The 26671-nt window shown below is 63.7% G+C and carries 14 protein-coding genes; 6 read left to right on the forward strand and 8 right to left on the reverse strand.

Annotated elements, in window-relative coordinates; genetic code table 11:
• The first annotated feature begins 5 nt into the window (after positions 1–5).
• Both ATC00_RS09655 and ATC00_RS09660 read left to right on the forward strand, forming a co-directional pair.
• A complete protein-coding gene (locus ATC00_RS09655) occupies positions 6–737 on the forward strand; it encodes an SDR family NAD(P)-dependent oxidoreductase (RefSeq protein ID WP_064252629.1) in 732 nt (243 codons plus the stop codon).
• The gene (locus ATC00_RS09660) at positions 737–1468 is read left to right on the forward strand and encodes an SDR family NAD(P)-dependent oxidoreductase (protein ID WP_199275541.1); all 732 of its coding nucleotides are present in this window, start codon (positions 737–739) and stop codon (positions 1466–1468) included. Before ATC00_RS09655 ends, ATC00_RS09660 begins: the two co-directional genes overlap by 1 nt.
• A gap of 341 nt (positions 1469–1809) precedes the next feature.
• On the opposite strand, the gene ATC00_RS09665 is transcribed toward ATC00_RS09660, so the two are convergent.
• Both ATC00_RS09665 and ATC00_RS09670 read right to left on the reverse strand, forming a co-directional pair.
• On the reverse strand, positions 1810–2256 hold the full coding sequence (locus ATC00_RS09665) for a VOC family protein (RefSeq protein WP_064252653.1): 447 nt from the start codon (positions 2254–2256) through the stop codon (positions 1810–1812).
• A gap of 452 nt (positions 2257–2708) precedes the next feature.
• Complete coding sequence (locus tag ATC00_RS09670) at positions 2709–7772, reverse strand: beta strand repeat-containing protein (protein ID WP_064252630.1); 5064 nt, start codon at positions 7770–7772, stop codon at positions 2709–2711.
• 659 nt (positions 7773–8431) lie between these two features.
• Between ATC00_RS09670 and ATC00_RS09675 the strand changes: the two genes are divergently transcribed.
• From ATC00_RS09675 to ATC00_RS09690, 4 genes are all read left to right on the forward strand, one after another.
• On the forward strand, positions 8432–10486 hold the full coding sequence (locus ATC00_RS09675) for an O-linked N-acetylglucosamine transferase, SPINDLY family protein (RefSeq protein ID WP_064252654.1): 2055 nt from the start codon (positions 8432–8434) through the stop codon (positions 10484–10486).
• Between the two features lie 30 nt (positions 10487–10516).
• Positions 10517–11770: a DUF6250 domain-containing protein gene (locus ATC00_RS09680; RefSeq protein ID WP_064252631.1), complete on the forward strand. Its 1254-nt coding sequence runs from the start codon at positions 10517–10519 to the stop codon at positions 11768–11770.
• A gap of 30 nt (positions 11771–11800) precedes the next feature.
• Entirely contained in the window at positions 11801–12958 is a 1158-nt protein-coding gene (gene glf, locus ATC00_RS09685) for a UDP-galactopyranose mutase (protein WP_037378533.1), read from the forward strand.
• Positions 12959–13388: 430 nt separating this feature from the next.
• Positions 13389–20465: a hypothetical protein gene (locus ATC00_RS09690; protein ID WP_064252632.1), complete on the forward strand. Its 7077-nt coding sequence runs from the start codon at positions 13389–13391 to the stop codon at positions 20463–20465.
• A 5-nt stretch (positions 20466–20470) separates the two neighbouring features.
• Here the strand turns inward: ATC00_RS09690 and ATC00_RS09695 are convergent, their stop codons facing one another.
• From ATC00_RS09695 to ATC00_RS09720, 6 genes are all read right to left on the reverse strand, one after another.
• On the reverse strand, positions 20471–21457 hold the full coding sequence (locus ATC00_RS09695) for a GlxA family transcriptional regulator (protein ID WP_234782270.1): 987 nt from the start codon (positions 21455–21457) through the stop codon (positions 20471–20473).
• A gap of 495 nt (positions 21458–21952) precedes the next feature.
• On the reverse strand, positions 21953–22414 hold the full coding sequence (locus ATC00_RS09700; protein ID WP_064252633.1) for a YbaK/EbsC family protein: 462 nt from the start codon (positions 22412–22414) through the stop codon (positions 21953–21955).
• A gap of 80 nt (positions 22415–22494) precedes the next feature.
• Complete coding sequence (locus ATC00_RS09705) at positions 22495–22683, reverse strand: hypothetical protein (RefSeq protein WP_037378542.1); 189 nt, start codon at positions 22681–22683, stop codon at positions 22495–22497.
• A gap of 146 nt (positions 22684–22829) precedes the next feature.
• Entirely contained in the window at positions 22830–23084 is a 255-nt protein-coding gene (locus ATC00_RS09710; protein WP_064252634.1) for a GlsB/YeaQ/YmgE family stress response membrane protein, read from the reverse strand.
• Between the two features lie 157 nt (positions 23085–23241).
• Positions 23242–24534: an L-rhamnose catabolism isomerase gene (gene rhaI / locus ATC00_RS09715; RefSeq protein WP_064252635.1), complete on the reverse strand. Its 1293-nt coding sequence runs from the start codon at positions 24532–24534 to the stop codon at positions 23242–23244.
• 13 nt (positions 24535–24547) lie between these two features.
• Entirely contained in the window at positions 24548–26647 is a 2100-nt protein-coding gene (locus tag ATC00_RS09720; RefSeq protein WP_064252636.1) for a bifunctional rhamnulose-1-phosphate aldolase/short-chain dehydrogenase, read from the reverse strand.
• Between the last annotated feature and the right edge of the window lie 24 nt (positions 26648–26671).

The raw sequence follows: 26671 nt of genomic DNA on the forward strand, positions 1-26671 counted from the left end.
TCGATATGCGATTCTCCAACAAAAATGCCCTTGTGACCGGCGCAGCCGGCGGCATCGGCGCGGCAATCGTCCGGCAGCTTCGTGCCGAGGGAGCACGCGTGGCAGTCGCCGACCGCGATGTTTCCGGTATCGAGGCGGACGCGCAGCTGCCCGGCAACCTGCTCGAAACGGGCTATGCCGATGGCCTGCCACAGGCTGCCTTCGATGTGCTCGGCGGCCTCGACATCGTCGTCAACAATGCCGGCGTGATCACCCGCGGCAAGGTGACCGAAACCACGGACGCCGATTGGGACCTCTCGGTTGACGTCAATGTGCGGGCGCCATTCCGGATCAGCCGCGCGGCGATCCCGCTGCTGGCCGCGCGCGGCGGCGGGGCGATCGTCAACACCGCTTCCTGCTGGGGGCTGCGCCCCGGTCCGAACCATGCGGTCTATTGCATGACAAAGGCGGCCATTGCCTCGCTCACCCAGTGCATGGGCATGGACCACGCCCACCAGAACATCCGCATCAATGCGGTATGCCCAAACGAGGTCAACACGCCGATGCTGCGCACCGGCTTCATCAAGCGCGGCTTCGATCCGGACACGGCGGTCGCCGAGCTTGGCAAGACCGTGCCGCTTGGCCGCATCGCCGAGCCGGAGGATATCGCCGATGTCGTGCTCTTCCTCGCCTCCGACGCTGCCCGCTACATGTGCGGCGCGCTGGTCGAGGTGAACGGCGGAAAGGCGGTGGGCTGATGCGCTTCGAAGGAAAGGTTGCGCTGGTCACCGGTGGCCGTTCCGGCATCGGCCAGGCGATTGCCCGGAGATTGCGGGATGAGGGTGCGCGGGTCTTTACCGCCCAGCGTGGCGAAGATCGGGAGTTCGAGCGTTTTCCGGTCGATTTTGCCGATCCCGCATCGGCGGGCAGCGCGGTCGAAGGCGTGGTCACAGCCGCTGGGCGGCTCGATGTGCTCGTCAACAATGCGGGCATGATGCAGGAGTCGCTCGCCGAAGACATGCCGCTCGCGGATTGGGAGCGGAACATCGCCGTCAATCTCACCACGCCCTTCATGCTGATCAAGGCCGCCCTGCCGCATCTGAGAGTGTCAAAGGGTGCCATCGTCAATATCGGCTCGATCGAGGGGCTGGGATCGAACCCGAAGCATGCGGCCTATTGTGCGTCCAAGGCCGGCCTTCACGGCCTGACGCGGGCAATCGCGATTGACCACGGAGGCGAGGGCATTCGCTGCAACGCCGTCGCGCCGGGGTGGATCGATACGGAACTCAACATGGATTTCATCGAGAGCATGCCGGATCCACAAGCCTTTCGCCGCGAGATTGGTCGCATCCATCCGGTTGCGCGGACAGGCACGCCGGAAGAGGTGGCAGCCCTGGTCGCCTGGCTGGCATCGCCGGAAGCCGGTTTTGTCACCGGTCAGGTCTGGACGATCGATGGTGGGCGCATGGCAAAGCTCAGCCTGCCTTGAGCGGTTTGTCCGGCGGGGGCTAAGGGGCTAGCCTCGCAGTCTTTGCCGGGTCAGGTCAGCGGCGTCACGGAATGGCATATAGACGCCCTGGAGCCGGACCTTCCGAGCCATTCCAGCGCGTTCAAGAACTCGAACGTCTACAACGCCGAGCCTTCGCCACGGCGGATCATGACCCGCTGATCATTGGGCTCAATCTCCGAGACAACGGGCTCCTGGCCCTAATGCGTCTCGCGTTCCAGCGTATTCACGCGGCGCGCTTTATTTCGGCAAGCGCCAACAGCATTCGCAATGCTGGCTGGCGCTTGCCGGATGCATTCACCTTCGGCGCGCTCTCGAGGACATCAACCCTGCGTCGGTCGCCAGTCGGCCGATGGAATGACGTTGATCATCCACGGGACGCCGAACCTGTCGATCAGCGAACCGAAGCCAGGCGACCAGAAGGTCTCGCCAAAAGGCATCACAGGCTTGCCTCCTTCGGACAGCTGATCGAACCAGCGTTGGGCCTCGGCTTTGTCCTGCGTGTGCAGAGTGACATCGAAACCGTTCTTGGGCTTGTCGATGTTCCGAGCCCATTCGACGTCCATGTCGGCGCCCATCAGCGCCTGGTCGCCGACCTCCAGCCAGCAGTGCATCAGCCAATCCTTGTATTTGGGGTCGTTGATCGGCATGTCGGGCGGGGACTCACCGTAGGAGTGGGCGGCGGTGATCTTGCCGCCCAGAACCTTGGCGTAGAACTCGAACGCCTCGCGGCACTGCCCTTGGAAACTCAGGCTGGTGACGATCTTCATGATTGCGTCCTTCTCGTCGTAGTCATTCGAATTCGCGATGGAAACGGCAGGTGTGGGCAATCTCAGGGCATCTGTCGGCACTTGCGACTGCATAGCCGTCGTGAGGCGAGTCCTCCCGTAGCCGTTTTCATCCTTGACGATCTAACGTTGATATCAACGTAAATGATCTCGGGTGTCAACCTGAAGGATGCGATTTTCAACAGACAGAAACTGCCGCCGGTCTTCTGCGAGGTCGGCCTCGGCTCGGCAATCTGGAGCGGCGCTTGTCCGCGAGCTCGATTTTGGTGGGGTGTTCATCAACGGCGTGGTCGTGTGCAAGGCGTCGGCTTGTTCGCACCTCGTCAGGCAAGCGGCGCCAGCGCTCGTGTCACGTCACGCAAGGCTCCGGACAAATTGCAACGGCCCCGCCTCGGTGGAGGCGGGGCCGTAAGCTCGATCAAATCAGGCTTGGATTAGATGGCCTGGTATGCCGCGATGATCGCTTCCACCTGCGAGCCGTCCAGTGCATCCACCTGGGTCGTGGTGACCGCCAGCAACTGATCGCTGGAGAGGCTCATGATGTCGTCCGTGGACAGGCCGGCCAGTGCACTCGTGCTGATCGCAGCGATGTCAGCGGTCGAGAAGGTCGCGATGTCATCGGTCGACAGGGCCGCGATGTCGGCCGAGTCCAGCGCCGCGACCTGCGCCGAGGTCAGCGCCTCGACCTGATCGGTGCTCATCGCGTCGATCTGGTCGGAACTCAGGGCGCCGATGACTTTGGTGCTCAGGGCTGCGACCTGGTCGGTGGTGAGTGCCGCGACATTGTCCGTCGAGAGCGCCGCCAGTTGCGTCGAGGTGAGCGCCCCGATCTGGGCCGAGGTGAGCGCTGCGACCTGATCCGAGGTGAGCGCCCCGATCTGCGCGGTGGAGAGTGCTGCGACCTGGGTGGTCTTCAGCGCCGCAGCCTGGTCGGTCGAAAGCGCCGCCAGGTTGTCGGTGGAAAGACCCGTCAGCGCAGTGACCGTAATTGCGGCGATGTCGGCAGTCGAGAAGGTCCCGATATCTTCGGATGCGAAGGCAGCGAGCTGCGCCGAGCCGAGCGCGGCCACTTGTGCAGTGGTCAGCGCCTCAGCCTGAGCGGAGCTCATGGCGTCGATCTGGATCGAAGTGAGAGCTGCGACCGTCTTCGAGTTCAGCGCCGCGACCTGGTCTGTGGAGAGCGCCGCGATGTTATCGGTGGAAAGCACCGCAATCTGCGTGGAGCTCAGGGTTCCGACCTGGGACGTGGTGAGCGCCACGACCTGGTCCGACGTCAGGGCGGCGATCTGGGCGGTCTTCAGCACTGCGATCTGGCCGGTCTTCAGTGCTGCCGCCTGGTCGGTCGACAGTGCCGCGACATTGTCGGTTGTCAAACCGGACAGGGCAGTCGCGGTGATCGCAGCAATCTCGGCCGTCGAGAACGTCGCGATGTCCTCGGAGGCCAGAGCCGCAATGTCGGCCGAGTCGAGCGCCGCGATTTGGGCGGAGGTCAGAGCCTCGGCCTGATCGGACGTCAGCGCCCCGATCTGGGCCGAGCTCAGGGCTGCGACCGTCTTCGAGTTCAGCGCTGCCACCTGATCGGTGGAGAGCGCTGCGACATTGTCGGTGGAGAGCGCCGAAATCTGCGTCGAAGTCAGGGCTGCCACCTGCGACGAGGTGAGCGCCACGACATGGTCCGACGTCAGCGCGGCGATCTGGGCGGTCTTCAGCGCCACGACCTGGGTCGTCTTCAGCGCTGCGGCCTGATCGGTGGAGAGAGCCGCGACATTGTCGGTGCTAAGACCGGCCAGCGCCGTGACGGTGATCGCCGCAATGTCGGCGGTCGAGAAGCCGGCGAGATCCTCCGAGGCCAGAGCCGCAAGCTGCGTCGAGGTGAGCGCCGCCACCTGGGCTGTGGTCAGGGCCTCGGCCTGATCGGAAGTCAGTGCTTCGATCTGCACCGAAGTGAGCGCTGCGACGCTCTTCGAGTTGAGCGCTGCGACCTGGTCGGTCGAGAGCGCGGCGACATTGTCGGTCGACAGCGCCTTCACCTGCGTCGAGGTCAGGGCTCCGACCTGCGACGAGGTGAGCGCCACGACCTGATCCGAGGTAAGCGCCCCGATCTGCGCGGTGGAGAGTGCCGCGACCTGGCTGGTCTTCAGGGCGGCAGCCTGGTCGGTCGAAAGGGCCGCCAGATTGTCGGTGGAGAGGCCCGTCAGCGCGGTGACCGAGATTGCCGCGATATCGGCGGTCGAGAAGGTCCCGAGATCCTCGGAGGCGAAGGCGGCGAGCTGCGCCGAGCCGAGCGCGGCCACCTGTGCCGTGGTCAGAGCCTCAGCCTGATCGGAGCTGAGCGCGTCGATCTGGGTCGAGGTGAGAGCTGCGACCGTCTTCGAGTTGAGTGCCGCAACCTGATCGGTGGAAAGCGCCGCGACGTTGTCGGTCGAGAGCCCCGAAACCTGCGTCGAGCTCAAGGCTCCGACCTGGGACGTGGTCAGCGCCACGATCTGGTCCGAGGTGAGGGCGGCGATCTGGGCGGTTTTCAGCGCCGCGATCTGGGTGGTCTTCAAGGCAGCGGCCTGATCCGTGGACAGTGCCGCGACATTGTCGGTCGAGAGGCCTGCAAGCGCCGCGACGGTGATGGCCGCAATGTCTGTCGTCGAGAAGGTCGCGATATCTTCCGAGGCCAGGGCGCCAAGCTGGGCCATGGTCAAGGCGCCGACCTGCGCCGAGGTCAGCGCTTCGAGCTGATCGGAGCTCATCGCATCGATCTGCACCGTCGACAGGGACGCTAGCGTCTTGGTGTTGAGCGCCGCGACCTGATCGGTGGTGAGTGCCGAGAGGCTGTCTGTGGTGATCGCAGACGCTTGCGTCGAGGTCAGCGCACCGATCTGAGTGGTGCTCAGGGCGGCGATCTGATCCGAGGTGAGGGCGGCGATCTGGGTGCTCTTCAGCGCTGCGACCTGGGTCGTCTTCAGTGCTGCCGCCTGATCGGTCGAGAGTGCCGCGACATTGTCGGTGGAGAGGCCGGCGAGCGCTGTGACCGAGATTGCGGCAATGTCGGCGGTCGAGAAGGCTGCGATATCTTCCGAAGCCAGGGCAGAGAGCTGTGTCGAGCTGAGCGCGCCGACAAGAACCGAGGTCAGCGCCTCGACCTGAGTGGAGCTGAGCGCGCCGATCTGTGCCGTGCTCAGGGCCGCGACAGTCTTCGAGTTCAGCGCCGCCACCTGGTCGGTGGAGAGTGCCGCGATATTGTCGGTGCTGATTGCGGACACCTGTGACGAGGTCAGCGCTGCGACCTGGGAGGAACTCAGCGCCACGATCTGGTCCGAGGTGAGCGCGGCGATCTGGGCGGTCTTCAGCGCGGCAACCTGGGTGGTCTTCAGCGCTGCGGCCTGATCGGTGGAGAGCGCCGCGACATTGTCGGTGGAAAGACCGGTCAGGGCCGTGACGGTGATTGCCGCAATGTCGGCGGTCGAGAAGCCGGCGATGTCCTCCGAGGCAAAGGCGGCGATCTGCGTCGAGCCGAGCGATGCGACTTGCGCCGTGGTCAGAGCTTCTGCTTGATCCGAAGTCAGGGCCTCGACCTGCGTGGAGCTGAGCGCCGCTACCGTCTTCGAGTTCAAGGCGGCGACCTGATCGGTGGAGAGGGCGGCAACATTGTCGGTGGAGAGCGCCTTAACCTGCGTCGAGGTCAGGGCGCCGACCTGCGACGAGGTGAGCGCCACGACCTGGTCCGAGGTGAGGGCGGCAATCTGCGTGGACTTCAGTGCCGCGACCTGGCTGGTCTTCAGCGCTGCGGCCTGGTCGGTGGAGAGAGCGGCGACATTGTCGGTGCTAAGCCCGGCCAGCGCCGTGACGGTGATCGCCGCAATGTCGGCGGTCGAGAAGGCAGCGATATCCTCCGAGGCGAAAGCCGCAATCTGCGTCGAGGTGAGCGCGGCCACCTGGGCCGTGGTCAGAGCCTCGGCCTGGTCGGAGGTGAGCGCGCCGATCTGTGCCGAGCTCAGAGCTGCAACGGTCTTCGAATTCAGCGACGCGACTTGATCGGTGGAGAGGGCGGCGACATTGTCGGTGGAGAGCGCCGAAATCTGCGTGGAGCTCAGGGCGCCGACCTGGGACGAGGTGAGGGCCACCACCTGATCGGAGGTGAGGGCAGCGATCTGCGCCGTCTTCAGCGCGGCAATCTGCGAGGTCTTCAGCGCTGCGGCCTGGTCGGTCGACAGTGCGGCGACATTATCCGTAGAGAGACCCGCCAGGGCGGTCGCGGTGATTGCCGCAATCTCCGAGGTCGAGAACGTTCCGATATCCTCGGAAGCCAGCGCGGCAATATCGGCCGAATCCAATGCGGCGATCTGAACGGCGGACAGAGCGTCGACCTGATCGGAGGTCAGCGCGCCGATCTGTGCCGAGCTCAGGGCTGCGACGGTCTTGGAGTTGAGCGCTGCGACCTGATCGGTGGAGAGCGCTGCGACATTGTCGGTGGAGAGCGCCGAAATCTGCGTCGAAGTTAGAACGCCGACCTGCGACGAGGTGAGCGCCACGACCTGATCGGAGGTGAGGGCGGCGATCTGGGCGGTCTTCAGCGCCGCGACCTGGGTGGTCTTCAGCGCTGCGGCCTGGTCGGTGGAGAGCGCCGCGACATTGTCGGTGCCAAGCCCGGCCAGCGCCGTGACAGTGATCGCTGCAATGTCCGCGGTCGAGAAGGAGGCGATATCCTCCGAGGCCAGGGCCGCAAGCTGCGTCGAGGTGAGCGCCGCCACCTGGGCAGTGGTCAGGGCCTCGGCCTGATCGGAAGTCAGCGCTTCGATCTGTGCCGAAGTCAGCGCCGCGACGGTCTTCGAGTTGAGCGCTGGGACCTGGTCGGTGGAGAGGGCGGCGATGTTGTGAGTTGAGAGTGCCTTTACCTGTGTCGAGCTCAGGACGGCGACCTGCGAAGTGCTGAGCGCGCCGATCTGGTCCGACGTGAGGGCGGCGATCTGGGTCGTCTTCAGCGCTGCAACCTGGGTGGTCTTCAGGGCAGCGGCTTGGTCGGTCGACAGTGCCGCGAGATTGTCGGTCGAGAGACCCGCGAGTGCCGTGGCGGAAATCGCTGCGACCTCGGCGGTCGAGAAGGCCGTGATGTCTTCCGAGGCCAAAGCCGCAATCTGCGTCGAGGTGAGCGCGGCCACTTGCGACGTGGTCAGCGCCTCGGCCTGGTCGGACGTCAGGCCGCCTATCTGTGTCGAGCTGAGCGCCGCCACCTGCGACGTCGCCAGGCTTGCGATCTTGGCCGCATCAATGGCTGCCAGTTGGTCGAGGCTGATGCCGGCGACCGAGGTTGCGGCAATGGCGCTCAGTTGTGCGGTGGAGAAGATCGCGACATCTTCCGTATCGAGCGCCGCGATCTGGGTCGAGGAGAGCGCCTTGACCTGAGCAGTGGTCATAGCCGCGACGTCTTCCGTAGTCAGGGAGGCAACTGCGGAGGTCGAGAGATTTTTAATCTGGGTGACGCTCAGAGAAGAGATGATGGAAGTCATGGACGCGAGCCTTCAAAGTTAATCGCTTGTGGAACTAACCCGTTGGCGCCGACCGTGCGACAAGCGCTGGGAACCCTAGAGGGTCCAAGCGCGTGATGCGTGCGACCACATGCGACGCCCGTCCACCCCGGACGCGAAGACCAGCTTCGGCTGTCGAACCGTCCTGATGGGCGAAATATCGGGTTGAGGGACATGGCTCGCGTGAGCCCTAGCGTTCGGAAAGCTTCATGCAGACAGGACGATCGCGTCCTATTTCCTACGCCAATGAATGAAACCTTCCCTGGTCGAGATCGGTTTCGTCATCTTCGCCGCAGCCTCATCCGGCGGTTGCTGACTGCGGTACTCGGTTACTACGACTAGCTACGAAAGTTAAAGTTTTAGTTAACGGGCAGGTCAAACAAATGCCGCAATGCTCGACCGCACGCCCGCCGCAGACGCGACGATTCGGGAACAGGCGCACGTCCGGATGCGACGCTACACATCGAATCGGCCCTTCGCAATATTCAGGGGAACCTAAAATGCATGTCGGCCTTGAGGAATTGGTACCGAAACCGCGGGACGGCGCAAGCCCAAGGCAAGCTAGTCGGGTTAATGGCGTAAAACAGCATTCGAAGATGTTCTCAGAGTCGGCCGCCAACTCGCCTGTCAGTGGGATTTCCATGACCATCTACACTCATCTCGCCGCGGATCCTGCTTCGCCACTTGCCGGCTTTCTGGAAAGGGCGCGACAGCAGCGTCTCCCCCTGACGGAATTGTTCCAGTTTGCAGAAAGCTTCAATGCCGCCGGGCAGAGGGCGCAGGCTGCCGAACTCTACAAGTCCTGGATCGCCTACAACGATACCAATCCGCTGCTTCATCTCGTCTACTTCAACTACTCCGTCACGCTCCGGCAGCTGGGCGATCTGGCCGGCTCGATTCATGCGTTGCGCGCCTGTCTGAAGCTCGAACCGCGCTTCGGCCAGGGCCACATCAATCTCGGCCGCGCGCTCGAGGATGCCGGCCTGACGGGCCAGGCGATCCAACAATGGCAGGTCTATGCCGAGGCGACCTCCGAGATCACGCCCGAGCGAGCTGCGCATCGGCTGATGGTCCTCCAGCATATGGGCCGTGTGCTCGAGAATGCCGGCCTCATGGAGGAAGCGGAAAACACCCTCTGGAAGGCAATCGAGCTGAGGCCGGACAAGACCGAGGCCGGTCAGCATTGGACCTCGCTGCGGCAACGCCAATGCAAATGGCCGACATTGGTCCCGTCGGAGTATGTTTCGCATCGGCAACTGCTCGATGCGCTCTCGCCCTTGACCCTCGCCTGCTATGCCGACGATCCGGTCTTCCAGCTCGCCAAGGCCTATCGCTACTGCAAGTCGCTGGTCGGCCGCCCCGATCTTGCCGGCTTCCCGAGGCTTCAGCCTCGGCACAAATCCGGCACCGGGCAGAGATTGCGCGTCGGCTATGTGTCGTCGGACCTGCGCGATCACGCGGTCGGCTTCGCGCTCAGCGAAGTCTTCGAGACGCACGACAAGGACAGCGTCGAGATCTATGCCTATTACTGCGGCGAAGCACGGACGGGCGACGCGACGCAGACGCGGATGATGGCCGCCATCGACTGCTGGCGCGATATTTCCGCCGTCAGTGACAGCGACGCCGCAAAGCAGATCGTCGCCGACGAAATCGACATCCTCGTCGATGTCAACGGCTATACGAAACATGCCCGCACCAAAATCTTCGCCTATCGGCCGGCCCCGGTGATTGTCAGCTTCTGCGGCTATCCGGGTACGATGGGCAGCCCTTTCCACCAATATGTCATTGCCGACGAGCAGATCATCCCGCCGGAAAACGAGATCTACTATTCGGAAAAGGTGCTGAGGATCCCTTGCAACCAGCCCGTTGACCGGAAGCGGCAGATCGCGCCGCGGCCGAGCCGGGCCGAAGCGGGACTGCCCGAGGATGCCTTCATCTTCGCCTGCTTCAACGGAATGCAGAAGATCACCGCCGCTTGCTTCGACCGCTGGATGGCGATTCTTGCCGCGACCCCCGGCAGCTTCCTCTGGCTGCTCGGCGGCGGCGAGGATGTCGATCAGCGCCTCAAGCAGGCGGCCGAACAGCGCGGCGTGTCGTCCGAGCGCCTGATCTTCGCTTCGAAGGCTCCCAATCCCAAGCATCTGGCCCGCATCGGATTGGCCGATCTCTTCCTCGACACCTTCCCCTATGGAGCGCATTCCACCGCTGGCGACGCGCTGACCATGGGATTGCCGGTGCTGACATTCCCCGGCAACGGCTTCGCATCGCGGTTCTGCTCGAGCATCGTTGCCGCGGCCGGCGTGCCGGAGCTCATTTGCGACGGACCCGACGACTTCGTCCAGAAGGCGATCGCGTTTGCGCGGGACCGTCAGGGCCTCGCCGCGGTCCGGCAGGCGCTGGAGAGCCGGCGCGACGCCAGCGTATTGCGCGACATCCCGGCGCTGGTCCGGCGCCTCGAGGAACTGTTCTGGCAGATGCAGGGCGAGTGCGAACGCGGCGAAACGCCTGTGCCCGATCTCGGCAATCTCGATATCTACTACGAGGTCGGAGCGGAGATCATGAAGGAGAACGTGGAGTTCGTCGACAGTGCCGCCTATCGGCAGCGTTATGTCGAGAAACTGGCCGAGTGGCACGCCTTTGCGCCGATCCCGTTCGACTCCCGCCTGTGGACAGCGTCGGCGGCCGGCGCGCGCTGAGCGGCACTAATTCCAGACAGTGAGGATGATATGGCTCCGGTTATACTTGTCACATTCGCAGGCCGACAGAAAAGGATGGAAATCCTCACCCGGTACATCCATTCCGCTTTGGATGCCGGGATCATAGACGAGTGGCATGTCTGGGATTTCACCCGCTCGCAGCAGGATCATGAGTGGGTCACGCGCGAATTCGGGCCCGTCCGCTACATGGGCTCCGCCGCCCCGTACCAGTCCAACGGATCGGTAACGCCCAACCAGCCGCTGCGCCTCAGCGCGACGATCACCAACGACCTTCACATTGCCATCGTTCCGAATGGCGGTGGCGAAGACTATTTCGAACTGGTCGTCGGCGGCTGGAGCAATTCGCACTCGGTCCTGCGGAAACTGCCGCTGGACCAGCTCGGGAGTTTCGACCGCAACGACGTACCGGCGTTGTGGAGCAGGCCCACGCCGGGCATCCTGTCGCCAGGCACCGCCAACCAGATCGTCCTCAACGTCGATGCGGACGGCGTTCCGTCGCTCCATGTCAACAACGTCGCGATCGGCCGCTGGACCGAGCTCGATCTGTCGGCCGGCGCGTCCATACTGGTCAGAGGCGGATGGGGCGCAGATCTGGAGCTCGGCAACGTCCGCTCACGCATCCATCGTTTCGTCGGCAATCCGAACGAGCAGATGCCCTACTGGCAGGCCTATGACTACTACGCCAAGCGGCTGAAGACCTTTTCCGATTCGATATTCCTGAAGTGCGATGACGACATCGTCTACATGGATCTCGCAAAGCTCAGCGACTTCATCGAATTCCGGCGAACCAATCCGAAATATCTCGTCGTTTCCGCCAATGTGGTGAACAACGGCGTCTGCGCGCACTGGCAACAGGTAGCGGGCTCCATTCCGGCAGGGGTTGGCCACTTCGAACGGCCGCCGGGCGGGTTCGGAGGAAGCCTCTGGCAGAGCGCCGAACGGGCCAACGAGCTGCACGAGTATTTCCTGCAGACCAACAGCAAGCACCTGCCTTTGCCCAGCAAGGTGGTCGAATGGACCGAACGCCAATCGATCAACTTCATCGCCTGGCTCGGCAAGGACCTCGTGCACATGGCCCTGCCGAAGGGAGACGACGAGCGCGCGCTCACCGTCGACCTGCCGATGCTGCTCGAGCGGCCGACGGCGATCTATTCGGATTTCACCGTCAGCCATTTGAGCTTCGGCCCCCAGGAGCAGGGCCTGGCGCTCGATCGCCTGATCGATGCCTATGACGAGCTTATGCGCAGCGCGCTCGCCGCGTAACAATTCAATACGGGACTGGAGCATCTTCGAATGCGCGCAAGCGGAACAATCGGCATCGTTGGGGCGGGGTTGTCGGGTGCTGTCATCGGCCGGGAGCTGGCCGAGGCGGGCCACCAGGTCGAAATCTTCGATGCGCGCGACCATATCGCCGGGAACTGCCATACGGAGCGCGACGAAGACACCGGGGTGATGATCCATGTCTACGGTCCGCATATCTTCCACACCGACGACCGGGAAGTCTGGGATTATGTCAACAGTTTCCAGACCTTCATGCCCTACAAGAACCGCGTGAAGACGACCTCGGGGGACCAGGTCTATTCGCTGCCGGTCAATCTCCACACGATCAATCAGTTCTTCGGCAAGACCTTCAGGCCGGACGAGGCCCGCGCCTTCATCGAGGCCCAGGCGGACACCTCGATCGAGGACCCGAAAACCTTCGAAGAGCAAGCGCTTCGCTTCGTGGGCAAGGACCTCTACGAGGCCTTCTTCCAGGGGTATACGCAAAAGCAGTGGGGCTGCTCGCCGACCGACTTGCCGGCGTCCATCCTGAAACGCCTTCCGGTGCGTTTCAACTACGACGACAACTACTTCGCGCACAAATATCAGGGCATGCCGGAGAACGGCTACACTGAGATGGTCGGCCGCATTCTGGACCATCCCAACGTCAATGTGAGCCTGAAGACGCGTTTTGTCCGGGCGCAAAAGGACGATTTTGCGCATGTGTTCTACTCCGGCTCGCTCGACGGCTATCTGGATCACGAATTCGGCCCATTGGGCTACCGAACGCTCGACTTCGATCGTTTCGAGTATGACGGTGATTTCCAGGGCTGCGCGGTCATGAACTACGGCGATGTCTCCGTGCCCTATACACGCATCACCGAGCACAAGCATTTTTCGCCTTGGGAGCAGCATAGCGGCTCCGTCTGCTACCGCGAGTTCTCCCGTGAATGCGGCCTTGATGACATCCCCTATTATCCAATCCGCCTCGTCAAGGACAAGGAACAACTGGCCCAATATGTTGAGCGGGCAAGCCGCGAGACAGCGATCACCTTCGTCGGCCGGCTCGGCACCTATCGCTACCTCGACATGGACGTGACCATTCGCGAGGCCCTCGATACGGCGAGGCTCTACCTTGCCCGCAAGGCGGAAAATCATTCCATGCCGGTCTTCCTGCATTCGCCGATCTGATCGGCGATGGTCGGGCGATTGTTGTGCTGGCGGGACTGCCGACGCCTACTCCATGGGAAACGGGCGACCACCGGGTGCGATTGCGCGCACTCCAATCGGCGGAGCGCCGAATCTCATGGTGTCTATGCGTCGCCGCTCAAACCATTCCGGTGCAACGAAGGCGTGATCGCGCTGCAGGTCAGACAGACACAAGGTTGCTGACTATGATCGGGGCAACCTGAGCCCAATTGCAGCCATGAGATCGCCGCCCATGCCGTCAGCCGGACCTTTCCCTCCCACAGCCGTGTGTCGAACCTCCTGACGACTGCAATTGCGACGCTCATCCGAGCGGCAATGCCGACCGTTGCTGCAAGACCAGAGGCTGCGGCGGCGGCTCTTTCGGGGCGGTGTCGGCATATAGAGACTACCTAGGACCCAAGGGTTTTCACGCATGACGTCCATCGTTTCGTCCCTCAGCCCCACCCTGATCAAATCCTATTCGACGGCGGCGGTCGCCGCCTGGACGACGGAGGATGTGGCCTCGCTGACGACGAAGCAGATCAACGCTCTGTCTTCAGCGCAGATCGCCGCGCTGGACGCAGAGGATGTCGATGTTCTCAGTTCCCGGCAGCTGGGCGCCATCTCGCCAAGCGCCATCGTGGGTTTGACGCTTGAGCAGCTCGCCGTTCTCGATCAATCCGACATCGAAAGCTTCGGCACGAGCCAGGTCGCGGCCCTCACCACGACGCAGCTCGATGGCCTGTCGGCGGAGCAGGCGGAGGCTTTGAGCTCGACCCAGGTTGGAGCGCTGAGCGCGCTGCAGCTCTCGGTGCTGAGCGAGGAAGACCTGGCGACCTTCTCGACCGCGGACATGGCGGCCATCGGTGTCAAAGCGATAACGGGGCTTCCGACGGACGTCATCGCATCGCTTTCCACCGACCAGATTGCCGCCTTGAGCACGCGTGCGGTCGCCACCCTGACGACCGCGCAGATCGCCGCCCTCTCCACAGATCAGATCGCCGCCTTGACCACGGCCCAGGTCGGGGCTCTGAAGGCATCGCAGATCGACGCTTTGGACACCGACGATATTGCCGCGCTTTCCACCGATCAGATCGCCGCGCTGAGCGCCTCGGCAATCTCGGGGCTTTCCACCACCCAGATCGCCGTCCTGTCGACCGACCAGGTCGAGGCACTGACCGTCTCACAGGTGAAGGCACTGACCGCCCCGCAGCTCGGATCGCTGGAGACGGACGGCATAGCGACATTCTCGACCGCCGAAATCGCGGCTATCAACAAGGCCGTATGGGGCCTGACCACTAACGCCATCGCTGCGCTCTCCACCGCCCAGGTTGCCGCCTTGAACACGACCGCGGTCGCAAGCCTGACGACCGCCCAGGTGGCCGCCCTGTCGAGCGACCAGGCCGAGGCGATGTCCGCCTTGCAGGTGAAGGCGCTCAATTCGAGACAGCTTGCGGCGCTCGGAACGGACGGCTTCGCAACCTTCTCGACGGCCGAAATCGCGGCGATCTCCAACCTTGCCATCAAGGGCGTGGGCACGGAAGCGATCGCCGCCCTTTCGACCGCTCAGGTCGCGGCGCTCAGCACGAGTGCGATCTCGGGCCTGACGACCGCACAGAGCGACGCCTTGACCTCCGACCAGCTCGCGGTGCTGTCGGCGGCACAGCTGAGGACATTGAGCTCGGCGCAAGTCGCCGCCCTCGGCACGGACAACCTCGAGGCTCTGTCGACGGACCAGGTGGCGGCGCTCAGCACCAAGGGCGTCATGGGCCTGACGACCGATATGATCGCCGCCCTGACGACCGGCCAGCTCGAAGCGCTGTCGGTGACGCAGGTGAAGGCGCTGAACGCCAAGCAGATTGCGGCGCTCGGCGCGGAGGGGATTGCCACATTCTCGACCGGCGACATCGCGGCGATCAGCAACAAAGCCATTCTGGGTTTGGACGTCGATGTCATCGCGTCCCTCTCCACCGATCAGATTGCCGCCCTCAGCACGAGTTCGGTCGCCAGCCTGACGAGCACCCAGATCGCCGCGCTGTCGACCGACCAGGCGGAGGCTTTTTCCGTGTCCCAGGTGAAAGCGCTGAGCTCGGCGCAACTCGCCGCCCTTGGCGAGGACGGCATAGCCATGTTCTCGACCGCCGAAATCGCCGCGATCACCAACAAAGGCGTCTCTGGCGTCAGCGCGGACGCCATTGCAGCGCTTTCCACCGCTCAGATAGCGGCGCTCAGCACGACTGCGGTCGCCAGCCTGACGACGGCACAAATCGCCGCCCTGTCGGCCGACCAGGCCGCGGCCCTGTCCACAGCGCAGCTCAAAGCCCTGAGTTCGACGCAAATCGCCGCCTTGAGCACGGACAATGTCGCGGCTTTGACCACCGTGCAAGTCGCCACGCTCGGCACGAAAGCGGTCGCCGGTCTGACCGCCGACCAGATCGAAGCCCTGTACTCCGATCAGGTCGCGGCTCTCTCTTCTGCGCAGGTTGCCGCCCTCGGCTCCGAACAGCTTGCGGCCCTCAGTGCGGAGGACATAGCGGCATTCTCGACCGCCGATATCGCGGCGATCAGTTCGAGCGCTATTGCGGGGCTGACGGATGATCTTCTCGAAGCCCTGACCACGAACCAGATCGTGGCGTTGAGCACGAAGGGCATCGCTCGCCTTAGCACCGATCAGATCGACGCCCTCTCCAGCGATCAGATCGCCGCCCTGTCAACCATACAGGTTGCCGTTCTGAGCTCCACACAGCTGTCGGCCCTGGAGCCGGAGGATATCGCAAGCTTCTCGACCGCCGATATCGCGTCGATTGGCTCCAAGGCGATTTCCGGGCTGTCGGAGGATGTCGTGGCCGCCCTGTCCTCCACGCAGATTGCCGCACTCAGTACGGCGGGCATTGCGGGCTTGAGCACGGACCAGATGGCGACGCTGAGCTCCGCTCAGGTTGCCGCATTGAGCACCAAACAGATTGCAGCGCTGAAATCGACGCAGGTCTCGGCCTTGAGCACGGAGACCGTCGCGGCCTTGTCCTCGGACTTGATCGCTGCGCTGAGCACTGCCGGCATCAACGAGCTGACCACCGACCAGGTCGAAGCCCTTTCCACGGACCAGATCGTGGCGCTGAGCACCAAGCAGGTTGCCGCGCTGAGCTCGGCGCAGATCGCCGCGCTGGACACCAGCGACATCGCGACGTTCTCGACAGATCAGATCGCCGCGCTGAGCACGGTCGCGATCACCGGGCTGAGCACCAGGCAGATCGATGCCCTGAGCACCGACCAAATGGAGGCCCTGACCGCAGCACAGGTCGGCGCGCTGAGCTCGTCGCAGTTGGGGGCGCTCGGAACCGAAGACATAGCGGTGTTCTCGACGAAGGAGATCGCGGCGATCAGCGCAAGTGCGATGGCCGGACTGTCTACGGCCGTCGTGGCCGCCCTTTCCACCGACGAGATCGCTCTCCTGAGCACCGCCGGCATTGCCGGCCTCAGCAGCGCGCAGTTGAACGTGCTCGGCACCGATCAGCTCGCCGCCTTGAGCACCAAGCAGGTCGCCGCTCTCGGATCCGCGCAGGTCACCGCCTTGGGCACGAGCGACCTTGCAGCTTTCTCGACCGACCAGGTCGCAGCCCTGAGCGCAGCCGCGATCACCGGACTGACCACCAAGCAGCTGGTTGCCCTGAGCACCGATCAAATGGAAGCCCTGTCGTCGATACAGGTCGGCGCGCTGAGCGCAACGCAGATAGGGGCGCTGGCGGCGGAAGATATAGCGGTCTTTTCGACCAAGGACATCGCTGCAATCAGTTCGGATGCCGTGTCCAGCCTCTCCACGACCGCCATCGCGGCGCTTTCCACGGCTCAGGTCGCCGCCCTGAGCACGGCCGGCATTGCTGGTCTGAGCAGTGCACAGGTCTACGCGCTCGGCACCGATCAGCTCGCCGCCTTGAGCACCAAGCAGATTGCCGCGTTGAGTTCGGTGCACGTCACCGCTTTGGGCACCAGCGACATCCAGGTGCTTTCGCCCGATCAGATCTTAGCCTTGGGCACCGCTGCCATCGCGGGACTGACCACCAAGCAGCTTGCCGCCTTGAGCACCGATCAGGTGGAGGCGCTGACCGCGTCGCAGGTCGGCGCCCTGAGTTCGACGCAGCTTGCGGCCCTTGGCACGGACGACGTGGCGGTCTTCTCGACCAAGGACATGGCGGCCATCGGCTCGAGCGCCATAGCGGGGCTTTCCACGGCCGCCATCGCTTCCCTCTCCACCGCGCAGATCGCCGCCCTGAGCGCCACTGCCGTTGCGGGAGTGACCACCAAGCAGATGTCTGTCCTGAGTTCCGACCAGATCGGCGCCCTGTCGACCGAGCAGCTCAGCGGATTGACGTCCCAGCAAATCGCCGCCCTTGATGCAGACGACATAAAGGCTCTCTCCATCGATGACGTCGCGGCGATTGGCGCGGATCTCGTTTCCGCCCTGTCGACCGATGTCATCGCTGCCTTCTCCACCGATCAGATCGCCGCCTTGGGTACGGATGCCGTTGCGGCACTGAGCACCAAGCAGGTCGATGCCCTGAGCACCGATCAGCTTGCCGCCTTGGCCACGGCCCAGGTCGGAGCGCTCACCTCCAGGCAGGTCGATGCCTTGAGCACGGATGACGTCGCAACGCTCTCGACCGACCAGATCGCCGCCCTAAGCGCGGCCGGTGTCGTCGGCCTCGGCACCGCGGACATTGCGATCTTGAGCTCGGGCCAGGTCGATGCCCTGACGGCGACCCAGATCGCCGCTCTCGGCTCGAGGCAAATCGCCGCCTTGAGTTCGGAGGACATAGCGGGCTTTTCGACCGCGGAGATCGCGGCTCTGAGTTCGAGTGCCATAGCCGGTTTGTCCACCGACACGATTGCGGCACTTTCGGCGGAACAGATCGCCGCCTTGAGCACGGACGGGGTCGCCGGTCTTACCGCCGCCCAGGTCAATGCGTTGAGCACCGGACAGCTCGCGGCCCTGTCGACCGAACAGGTGACCGCGCTTAGCTCCAAGCAGGTGGCGGTGCTCGGGACCGACGACCTGGCGGCGCTTTCGGCGGACCAGATTGCCGCTCTGGGCACGGCCGGCATTGCGGTCCTTTCCACCGCACAGATCGATGCGCTGAGCGCCGAACAGCTCGAAGCCCTGACCACCGGCCAGGTGGCAGTGCTGGGCTCGACGCAAATCGCCGCCTTGAGCACCGACGACCTTGCGAATTTTTCCACTGCAGATATCGCGGCGATCAGTTCGGATGCCGTCGCGGGGTTGTCCACGGCCACGATAGCGGCGCTCTCGGCGGAACAGATCGCGGCCCTGAGCGCGGCCGGCATTGCCGATCTTTCCACTGCCCAGATAGGCGCGCTGAGCGCCGACCAGCTCGAGGCCCTGTCGACCGACCAGATCGCGGCGCTCAGCTCCAAACAGGTGGCGGCGCTCGGCACCGACGACATAGCGGCCCTTGCGACGGAACAGATTGCCGCGCTGAGCACGGCCGGCGTTGCAGCTCTTTCCACGGCGCAGATCCAGGCGCTGAATGCCGATCAGCTCGAGGCTCTGACCTCCGCCCAAGTCGCGGTGATGAGTTCGACGCAGATTGCGGCGCTGAGCACGGACGATCTGGAGAGCTTTTCGAGCGCGGATATCGGCGCGATCGGGTCGAGCGCCGTAGCGGGACTATCTACCGACACGCTGGCGGCCCTTTCGGCGGATCAGATCGCCGCCTTGAGCGCAGCCGGCGTCGGCGGTCTCTCCACGACCCAGATCCAGGCTTTGAGCACGGGCCAGCTAGAGACCCTGTCGACCGACCAGATCGCCGCGCTTAGCTCCAAGCAGGTGGCGGTGCTGGGAACGGACGATATTGCCATCCTCTCCACGGACCAGATTGCCGCCCTGGATACGGCTGCAATTGCCGGCCTTTCCACGGCCCATATCGACGTGCTGAATGCCGATCAGCTCGAGGCCATGACCTCCGCCCAAGTCGCGGTGATGAGTTCGACGCAGATCGCGATGCTGAGCACGGACGATCTGGAGAACTTCTCGACGGACGATATCGCAGCGATCAGTTCGCGTGCGGTGGCGGGACTGTCCACCGACACTATCGCGGCGCTTTCGGAGGATCAGATCGCGGCGCTCGGCACCGGCGGCATCGCGGGTCTTTCCACGGCGCAGATCAACGCCTTGAACACCGACCAGATCGAGGCTCTCACCTCGCTCCAGATTGCCGCCTTGAGTTCGAAGCAGATTGCCGTCCTCGGCACGGATGATCTGGAGACCTTCTCGACGGAAGAAATAGCGGCGATCAGTTCGACTGCCGTGTTGGGGTTGTCCACCGACACGATCGCTGCGCTTTCGGTCGACCAGGTCGGGGCCTTGAGCTCGGCCGGCATATCAGGCCTTTCCACCGCCCAGATCAATGCGCTGAGCACCGACCAGATCGAGGGGCTGTCGACGGCGCAGATCAGCGGTCTCGGCTCCAAGCAAGTGGCGGCACTAAGCACCGACGACCTTGCGATACTCTCGACGGCGCAGATCGCCGCGCTGAGCACGGCGGGAATTGCCGGTCTCGGCAGCGACCAGGTCAATGCCTTGAGCGACGATCAGGTCGAGGCCCTTACCACCGTCCAGATCGCCGCCATGAGCTCGGATGCGCTGTCGGGGCTGAGCACGGATGACCTGGCAGGCTTCTCGGCCGACGAGCTCGCGGCGATCAGCTCGGCCGCCATCAGCGGACTGCCCACGGAATTCATCGCCGGCCTCTCCACCGCCGAGATTGCCGCCTTGGGCACGGCCAGCATTGCTGGCCTGAGCAGCGCCCAGATCGGAGCCATGAGCGCCGAGCAGATCGATTCGCTGGCCACCGATCAGATTTCCGCCTTGAGCGCGGACGGGCTTGCGGGTCTCACCACCGAGGATCTCGCAAGCTTCTCGACCGAGGAGCTGCAGGCGATCAGCGCGGCGGCCATAAAGGGATTGTCCACGAGTTTTGTCGCAGCGCTCTCGACGGACGAGATCGCAGCCTTGAGAGCAAGCCAGGTTGGCTCGTTAAGCTACAACCAGGTGGCGGCGCTGAGCACTGCCCAGATCGCCACCTTGTCCACCGCGCAGCTCAGTGCTCTGAACGCCATACAGGCCGCGGCCCTGGGGACGGACGACATCGCCCAGCTCTCCACCGATGATATCGTCGCCTTGGGTACGAGCGCGATCTCGGGACTGAACACCCGGGCCATCGCCGCCTTGACGACGGGCCAGGCGGAGGCTTTGACGTCGTTGCAGGTGAGTGCGATGACCTCGGCGCAAGTCGCGGCATTGGAGACCGAGGATCTGGCAACCTTCTCGGCGGAAGATGTCTCCTCGTTCAGTTCATCCGGTGTCGCGGGGCTGTCCACGGATGACATCTCGAACCTGTCCAGCACCCAGCTGAACGCCCTGGTGGACTCCCAGATGGACGCTCTGAACTCGGATCAGATAGCGGCGGTGATTGCGGCCTATCTGGCGACCTGAAGCATTCAGCCTTTGCGGCTCGGTGCGCTGCGGGCGGCAGCGAGTTGCTTGCGTGCCGCCGCCGGCGTGATAGAGAAGGCCTTGCGGAACTTCCGGATGAAGTGAGAGACGTTCTCGAAGCCGGTTTCCAGCGCGATCTCGATCAGCGGCTTTTCGGTGGACGCGACGAGGCGCATCGCCGCGTCGAGGCGGAGCTTCAAATAGACGGATATCGGCGTCGCCCCGAGCTCGTTCTGGAACAGGCGCTCGAGCTGCCGGCGCGAGATGCCGAGCACATTGGCCACGTCGTCGATGCCGATCAGATCTTCCAAATGCTGCTCCATGACCATCAGCGCGAGGCTGATCCGCTTGTCCTGCACCGGAACAGGGCCGAGCGGATTTCGCGGCTGCATCTCGCTCGCCTCGCGCCGACGCGTGATCTGCATAATTTCAAGCGCATTGCGTTCGGCGTCTTCGCCGACATGCTTCCTGATCAGGTAGGTCGCGAGATCGGCGACGCTGCTGCCGCCGGCGCAGGTGATGATGTTGCGGTCCTCGACGAAGATCCGGTTCGAGGTGACCTCAATCGCGGGGAAGCGGCCGCGGAATTCGTTATGATGCAGCCAGCTCACGCAGGCTGAATGGCCGTCGAGCACGCCGGACTCGGCGAGAACGAAACTTCCCGTGCAAACCCCGATGATCGGCACACCGGCCCGTGCGGCGCGGTGGAGATAGTCGGTCGTTTCCCGATCGAGCGGTTCGGCGACGTTGAGCCGTCCGCCGACGACGGCGATATAGCTGAATTCCGTCGGCGGACGAAGCGGCGCGGTCGGCGCCACCTGGATGCCGCAACTGGACATGACGAAGTTCCTCGTGCTGCCGAGCACTTCCCAGTCGCAGTTGACGCGCCCCGACTTGTCCTCCACGTCGCTTCCCAAGCGAAGCGCGTCGACGAAGAGCGAGAAGGCGCTGAGCGTGAAGCTGCGCGCCAGAATGAATCCGACACGTAGCACGCCCTTGTCCTTAAGGGGCTTTCCGTCGGCAGCCGATGTTTCCGTGAGGGCCGTTCGCAACGTCGCGCTGTTCCGTACCGATCCGGTCGAGGTGCCCACTGGCTTCTCGACCGCCGAGCGCGTCCCGGACGCGCCTCAAAGTTTGAGTCCGCTTCTATTCGGCAATTATCCCGCAAGCAACGGTCCTGGTAAATGCTTTCCTTCGCATCTGGAACAAGGGGGCTAATCCGCATTGACAGGATGACTTATTAACCAAATTGTCGGAAAATTCTTAATGTCGATGGGAGGGATCGGCACGCCGGTTGTCGGTGACGAGCCGTCAAGTTGCGCCTTCGCTTAATCCCATTGGAAGCGCGGGCAAGGATCAACGCAGATGACAATGCACATGATGAAAGTGCTTCTGAGCCTCATCGCCGCGCTTTCGTTCGGCTCGCTCATGGTTCTGATGGCCGTTCTATAGGATCGCATGCGGGTCTGACCGCCGCGGCCGGGAGGTCAGGTCTTCGACACGTCGATCCATTCCGCGCCGGTCAGTTCCGCCATGCGCTGCGGGCTGATGTGGACTGCGGCGTTGACTGCGCCGGCAGCGGGCACGACGACGTCGAAAGCCTTCAAGGATTCATCGCAATAGACCGTATGCGGCTTGACAAGCCCGAAGGGGCAGACGCCGCCAACTGGATGGCCGGTCTCGCCTTCGACCTCGCCGAAGCCCAGCATGCGCGCTTTGGTACCGAAGCGGGCCTTGTATTTCCTGTTGTCGAGACGGGCGTCGCCACGGGTGACGATCAGGATCACCTCGTCGCCGACGCGAAGCGCTAGCGTTTTTGCGATCTGTGCTGGCTCGACCCCATGTCCCTCGGCCGCAAGCGCCACCGTGGCGGTGCTCTGCGGGAGTTCGATGACGTCGATGTCGGGAGCGTGCTCGGAAAAGAACTCTTTGACGGAGGTCAGGCTCATCTCGAAAGGCCGGTGCTGCGATCTGGAAAAGGATATCCGCGGCGAATGCGGCCGACGGTCTCATGAGGAAGGGGAATGTTTCAGTCGTCGTTCGACGCGTCAAGATCTTCCGGACGCAAACCCTCCTGTTGCGGCGGCAGGTAGCCGTGGCTTGCGAACCAGTTTTCGAGAATCGTGGAGATCGCGTCTCGGCGCGTCAAAGCGGCCGGATGATCGCTCATATAGGATTGCAGTGCGGTTTCGATCTTTTCCGCATAGAACTCGGTCATCTTTCTCTCCGCTTCATCGAGTGGCGATCCGCGGCTCCTACGCGGATCTGCCGGACAAGGATCGCCGTGACGCTTATCGTTGCTGAATGATTTTGTCCTCAAACCGGTTCCGAGGGTAGGCGAATCCCGCGTCGGAAATCGCCATTTCAGGCCTGTTTGACGATCCGGATCAGCACCAGCAGGATGACCGCACCGATGGTCGAATGGAGGATTGCAGCGAGGGTGCCGGTGCCGAGCGTAATGCCGAGCGCCGGAAACAGATAACCGGCGATAAGCGCCCCGATGACGCCGATCACGATGTTGCCGATCAGGCCGAAGCCGAAGCCGCTGACGATCAGGCCGGCGAGCCAGCCGGCGACGGCGCCGACGATCAGAAATACCAGAATGCTTTCAATGCCCATCAATGCTTCCTTTCGGTTGTGGCTGCAGGAAACATAGCTCATCCCATGCGGGCAGATAGGGGCGATTGCGATCGGGGATGATTTTTCTGCGCAAAAGGGATGCCGGCCGGGGCCGGCGACCCTTCCCTGAGCCGCGGCCTGCACGCAGCCCGGATAATCAGACGATACCGCCCCCCCCGCCGGCAACGGCAGGCCGTTCGGCCGCCACGCGGGCCCGATAGCCGCTTGCCCGGTAGGTCGCGACCGGCGCGATCGCACCGCCATTTTCGAGGCGGGCCATGGCCAGGATCGGCTCGACGTCGGTGCGGAAGGCAGCTTTCAGCGTCTCCGAGGCCATCAGAGCGTCGTTCTCCTGCTGGTAGCCGTCGAGTGCCCGGCGGTCGACGAGGAGAGCCTGGGCATAGGCACGGCCGACTTCCGTCGCACTCACCATCAGGCTCTCGATCGGATCGGTCACGTTGTGGCTCTGGTCGAGCATATGCGCCGGATTGAAACCCTCCGCGGCGCGCGTCTCGGCGTCGACCAACTCGTTGAACACCAGGAAGAGCCGGTAGGGATCGATCGAGCCGGTGTCGAGATCGTCGTCGCCATATTTGGAATCGTTGAAATGGAAGCCGCCGAGCTTCTTGAACTGGATCAGCCGGGCGACGATCATCTCGATATTGACGTTCGGGGCGTGATGGCCGAGATCGACGAGGCAGAAGGCCTTGGGCCCGAGTTCCTGAGCGATCATGTAGTTGGTGCCCCAGTCCTGCACCACCGTCGAATAGAAGGCCGGCTCGTACATCTTGTGCTCGGTGAAGACGCGCCAATCGTCCGGAAGCGCCGCATAGATCGCCTTCATCGAGTCGAGATAGCGCTCGAAAGCGCGGGTGAAGTTGCTCTGCCCCGGAAAGTTGGAGCCGTCGCCGATCCACACCGTCAGCGCCTTCGAGCCGAGCGCCTTGCCGATCTCGATGCATTCGAGATTGTGATCGACCGCCTGGCGGCGCGTCGCGGCATCGGTGTGGGTGAGCGAACCGAATTTGTAGGAATGCGCCTGACCCGCGGCGTCGGAGAAGGTGTTCGAGTTCATCGCATCGAAGCCGAGACCGAGGGAGGCTCCCTTTTCCTTCAGCGCCGCCAAGTCGGCCGCCTTGTCCCAGGGGATGTGCAGCGACACGGTCGGCGTCGCCCGCGTCAGTCGCTGGATGACGCCGCAGTCCTCGAGCTTGTCGAAGATGTTGCGCGGCTCGCCCTGGCCGGGGAAGCGGGCAAAGCGGGTGCCGCCGGTGCCGACCCCCCAGGAGGGCACGGCGACGCCGTAGGCAGCGACCTTCCGCTTGATGGCGTCGATGTCGATGCTGCGGCGCGCAAAGCGCTCACCGAGGGTTTCGTAGTCGCGCGCGAGCGCTTCCTGCCGCTTGGCATTCTCGGCGTCGATCACGGACGTGCTGATCATGTTGGTCATGGCGAGCTCCCGATCAGCGCGTGAAGGACTGGGCGTTGCCCGCGTCGACATTGACGATGTTGCCGGTCGACTTCGCCGACATGTCGGAGGCGAGGAAGTAGATCGCCTCGGCAATGTCTTCCGGGAAGACGCTGAGCTTCAGCATCGAGCGATCGCGGTAATGCGCCTCCAGATCGTCGACGTCCATCTTGTAGGCCGCCGCACGTTGCTCCTTCCATTCGCCGGTCCAGATCTTGGAACCGCGCAGCACCGCATCGGGGTTGACGACGTTGACGCGGATCTGTGCCGACGCGCCCTCCAGCGCCAGGCACCGGGCAAGATGGATCTCGGCCGCCTTGGCCGTGCAATAGGCAGATGCGCCTGGCGAGGCGGCAAGCCCGTTCTTCGAGGCGACGAAGACGACGTTGCCGCCGGCCTTCTGGGCGCGGAAGACCCGGAAGGCTTCGCGCGAGACCAGGAAATAGCCGGTCGCGAGGATGTCGATGTTCTTGTTCCAGAGCGCCAGCGTGGTGTCCTCGATCGCCGCCGACGAAGCGAGCCCCGCATTGGAAACGAGAATGTCGAGGCCGCCGAAGGCAAGGAGCGCATCGCCGAAGCCGGTCTCGACCGCCGCCTCGCTGGTCACGTTCATGGCGACGGAGCGGACGAAATCCTTGCCGTAGCGGGCGGCAAGCTCATTCTGGGCGGCTTCGAGCGCCGCCTCGTCGATATCGGCGAGGACGACGCAGGCGCCTTCCCGCATCAGCCGGTTGGCGGTCGCCTTGCCGATGCCGCCGGCGCCGCCGGTGACGAGCGCGATGCGCCCGGCAAGGCTCTTCGGCTTCGGCATGCGCTGGAGCTTTGCCTCCTCGAGCAGCCAGTATTCGATGTCGAAGGCTTCCTGCTCGGGCAGGCCGACATAGGTCGACACGCCCGAGGCGCCGCGCATCACGTTGATCGCATTGACGTAGAATTCGCCGGAGATGCGCGCCGTCGCCTTGTCCTTGGCAAAGGTGATCATGCCGACCCCGGGGACGAGATAGACGACGGCGTTCGGATCGCGCATCGCCGGGCTGTCCGAACGCTTGCACCGCTCGTAATAGGCGGCGTAGTCGGCACGGTAGGCGGCGATTGCCTCGGGCAGACCGGCAAGCGTCTTTTCGACATCCGGCTGGGCGGGATCGAAATCGATCACCAGCGGCCGGATCTTGGTGCGCAGGAAATGGTCCGGGCAGCTCGTACCGAGTGCGGCGAGCGGCTCCAGATTGGTCGAGGTCACGAAGTCGAGCACCGCCTTGCTGTCGTCGAAATGGCCGACTTTCTTATCGTCAGTGCTGATCAGCCCGCGGATCACCGGCATCAGCCTCTTGGCGATGGCCGCGCGCTCGGCAGGGCCAAGCACCGGCCGCGCCTCTCCGCCGAAGGCGGGGGCGGTGTTTTCCGCCTCGAACCAGGCAATCGCCCGGTTGATGATCTCGATCGTCGTCTCGTAGGCTTCCTTCGCCGTGTCACCCCAGGTGAACAGGCCATGGCTTTCGAGCACGACGCCGCGGGCTTTCGGATGTTCGAGGCAGAATTTCTCGAGCCACAGGCCGAGTTCGTAGCCCGGCCGCTTCCACGGCAGCCAACCGATCTCGTCGCCGAAAATCTTCCTGGTGAGTTCTTTGCTGTTCTTGGAGGCTGCGATGGCGATGATCGCGTCCGGATGCATGTGGTCGACATGCGGCTTCGGCACATAGGCGTGCAGCGGCGTATCGATCGAGGCGGCGCGCGGATTGAGGTTGAAGGTGCAATGCGGCAGGTAGCCGACCATCTCGTCTTCAAAATCGACGCCGCGATAGATGCCCCTCAGCGCCCGCAGCTTGTCCATGTAGAGGGTGGCGAAGCCGTCCATCTTGATCGTGCCGACGTCGCCACCCGAGCCCTTCACCCAGAGGACCTCGATCGTCTCGCCGGTGAGCGGGTCCTTTTCCAGCACCTTGGCGGATGTGTTGCCGCCGCCGTAATTGGTGATGCGCTTGTCGGAACCGAGGAGATTGGAGCGGTAGAGCAGCCGCTCCGCTTCGCTCATCGCCGCCGCCTTGGCGTCGTCCCAGAGATTGGCTAGGCGTGCGCCCTGTTGCTTGTCGAGCATCTCGAAATTCCTCCCGGTAAGCTA

The organism is Sinorhizobium americanum (genome assembly GCF_001651855.1).
Taxonomy (GTDB): Bacteria; Pseudomonadota; Alphaproteobacteria; order Rhizobiales; family Rhizobiaceae; genus Sinorhizobium; species Sinorhizobium americanum.

Excerpts from the sequence above, each read along its gene's own strand:
- ATC00_RS09660 (WP_199275541.1), top strand. The coding sequence starts at position 737 with ATGCGCTTCGAAGGAAAGGTTGCGCTGGTCACCGGTGGCCGTTCCGGC.
- rhaI (WP_064252635.1), bottom strand. The coding sequence starts at position 24,534 with ATGACCAACATGATCAGCACGTCCGTGATCGACGCCGAGAATGCCAAG.
- ATC00_RS09720 (WP_064252636.1), bottom strand. The coding sequence starts at position 26,647 with ATGCTCGACAAGCAACAGGGCGCACGCCTAGCCAATCTCTGGGACGAC.
- ATC00_RS09670 (WP_064252630.1), bottom strand. The coding sequence starts at position 7,772 with ATGACTTCCATCATCTCTTCTCTGAGCGTCACCCAGATTAAAAATCTC.
- ATC00_RS09675 (WP_064252654.1), top strand. The coding sequence starts at position 8,432 with ATGACCATCTACACTCATCTCGCCGCGGATCCTGCTTCGCCACTTGCC.
- ATC00_RS09665 (WP_064252653.1), bottom strand. The coding sequence starts at position 2,256 with ATGAAGATCGTCACCAGCCTGAGTTTCCAAGGGCAGTGCCGCGAGGCG.
- glf (WP_037378533.1), top strand. The coding sequence starts at position 11,801 with ATGCGCGCAAGCGGAACAATCGGCATCGTTGGGGCGGGGTTGTCGGGT.
- ATC00_RS09680 (WP_064252631.1), top strand. The coding sequence starts at position 10,517 with ATGGCTCCGGTTATACTTGTCACATTCGCAGGCCGACAGAAAAGGATG.
- ATC00_RS09705 (WP_037378542.1), bottom strand. The coding sequence starts at position 22,683 with ATGACCGAGTTCTATGCGGAAAAGATCGAAACCGCACTGCAATCCTAT.
- ATC00_RS09700 (WP_064252633.1), bottom strand. The coding sequence starts at position 22,414 with ATGAGCCTGACCTCCGTCAAAGAGTTCTTTTCCGAGCACGCTCCCGAC.
- ATC00_RS09710 (WP_064252634.1), bottom strand. The coding sequence starts at position 23,084 with ATGGGCATTGAAAGCATTCTGGTATTTCTGATCGTCGGCGCCGTCGCC.
- ATC00_RS09655 (WP_064252629.1), top strand. The coding sequence starts at position 6 with ATGCGATTCTCCAACAAAAATGCCCTTGTGACCGGCGCAGCCGGCGGC.
- ATC00_RS09690 (WP_064252632.1), top strand. The coding sequence starts at position 13,389 with ATGACGTCCATCGTTTCGTCCCTCAGCCCCACCCTGATCAAATCCTAT.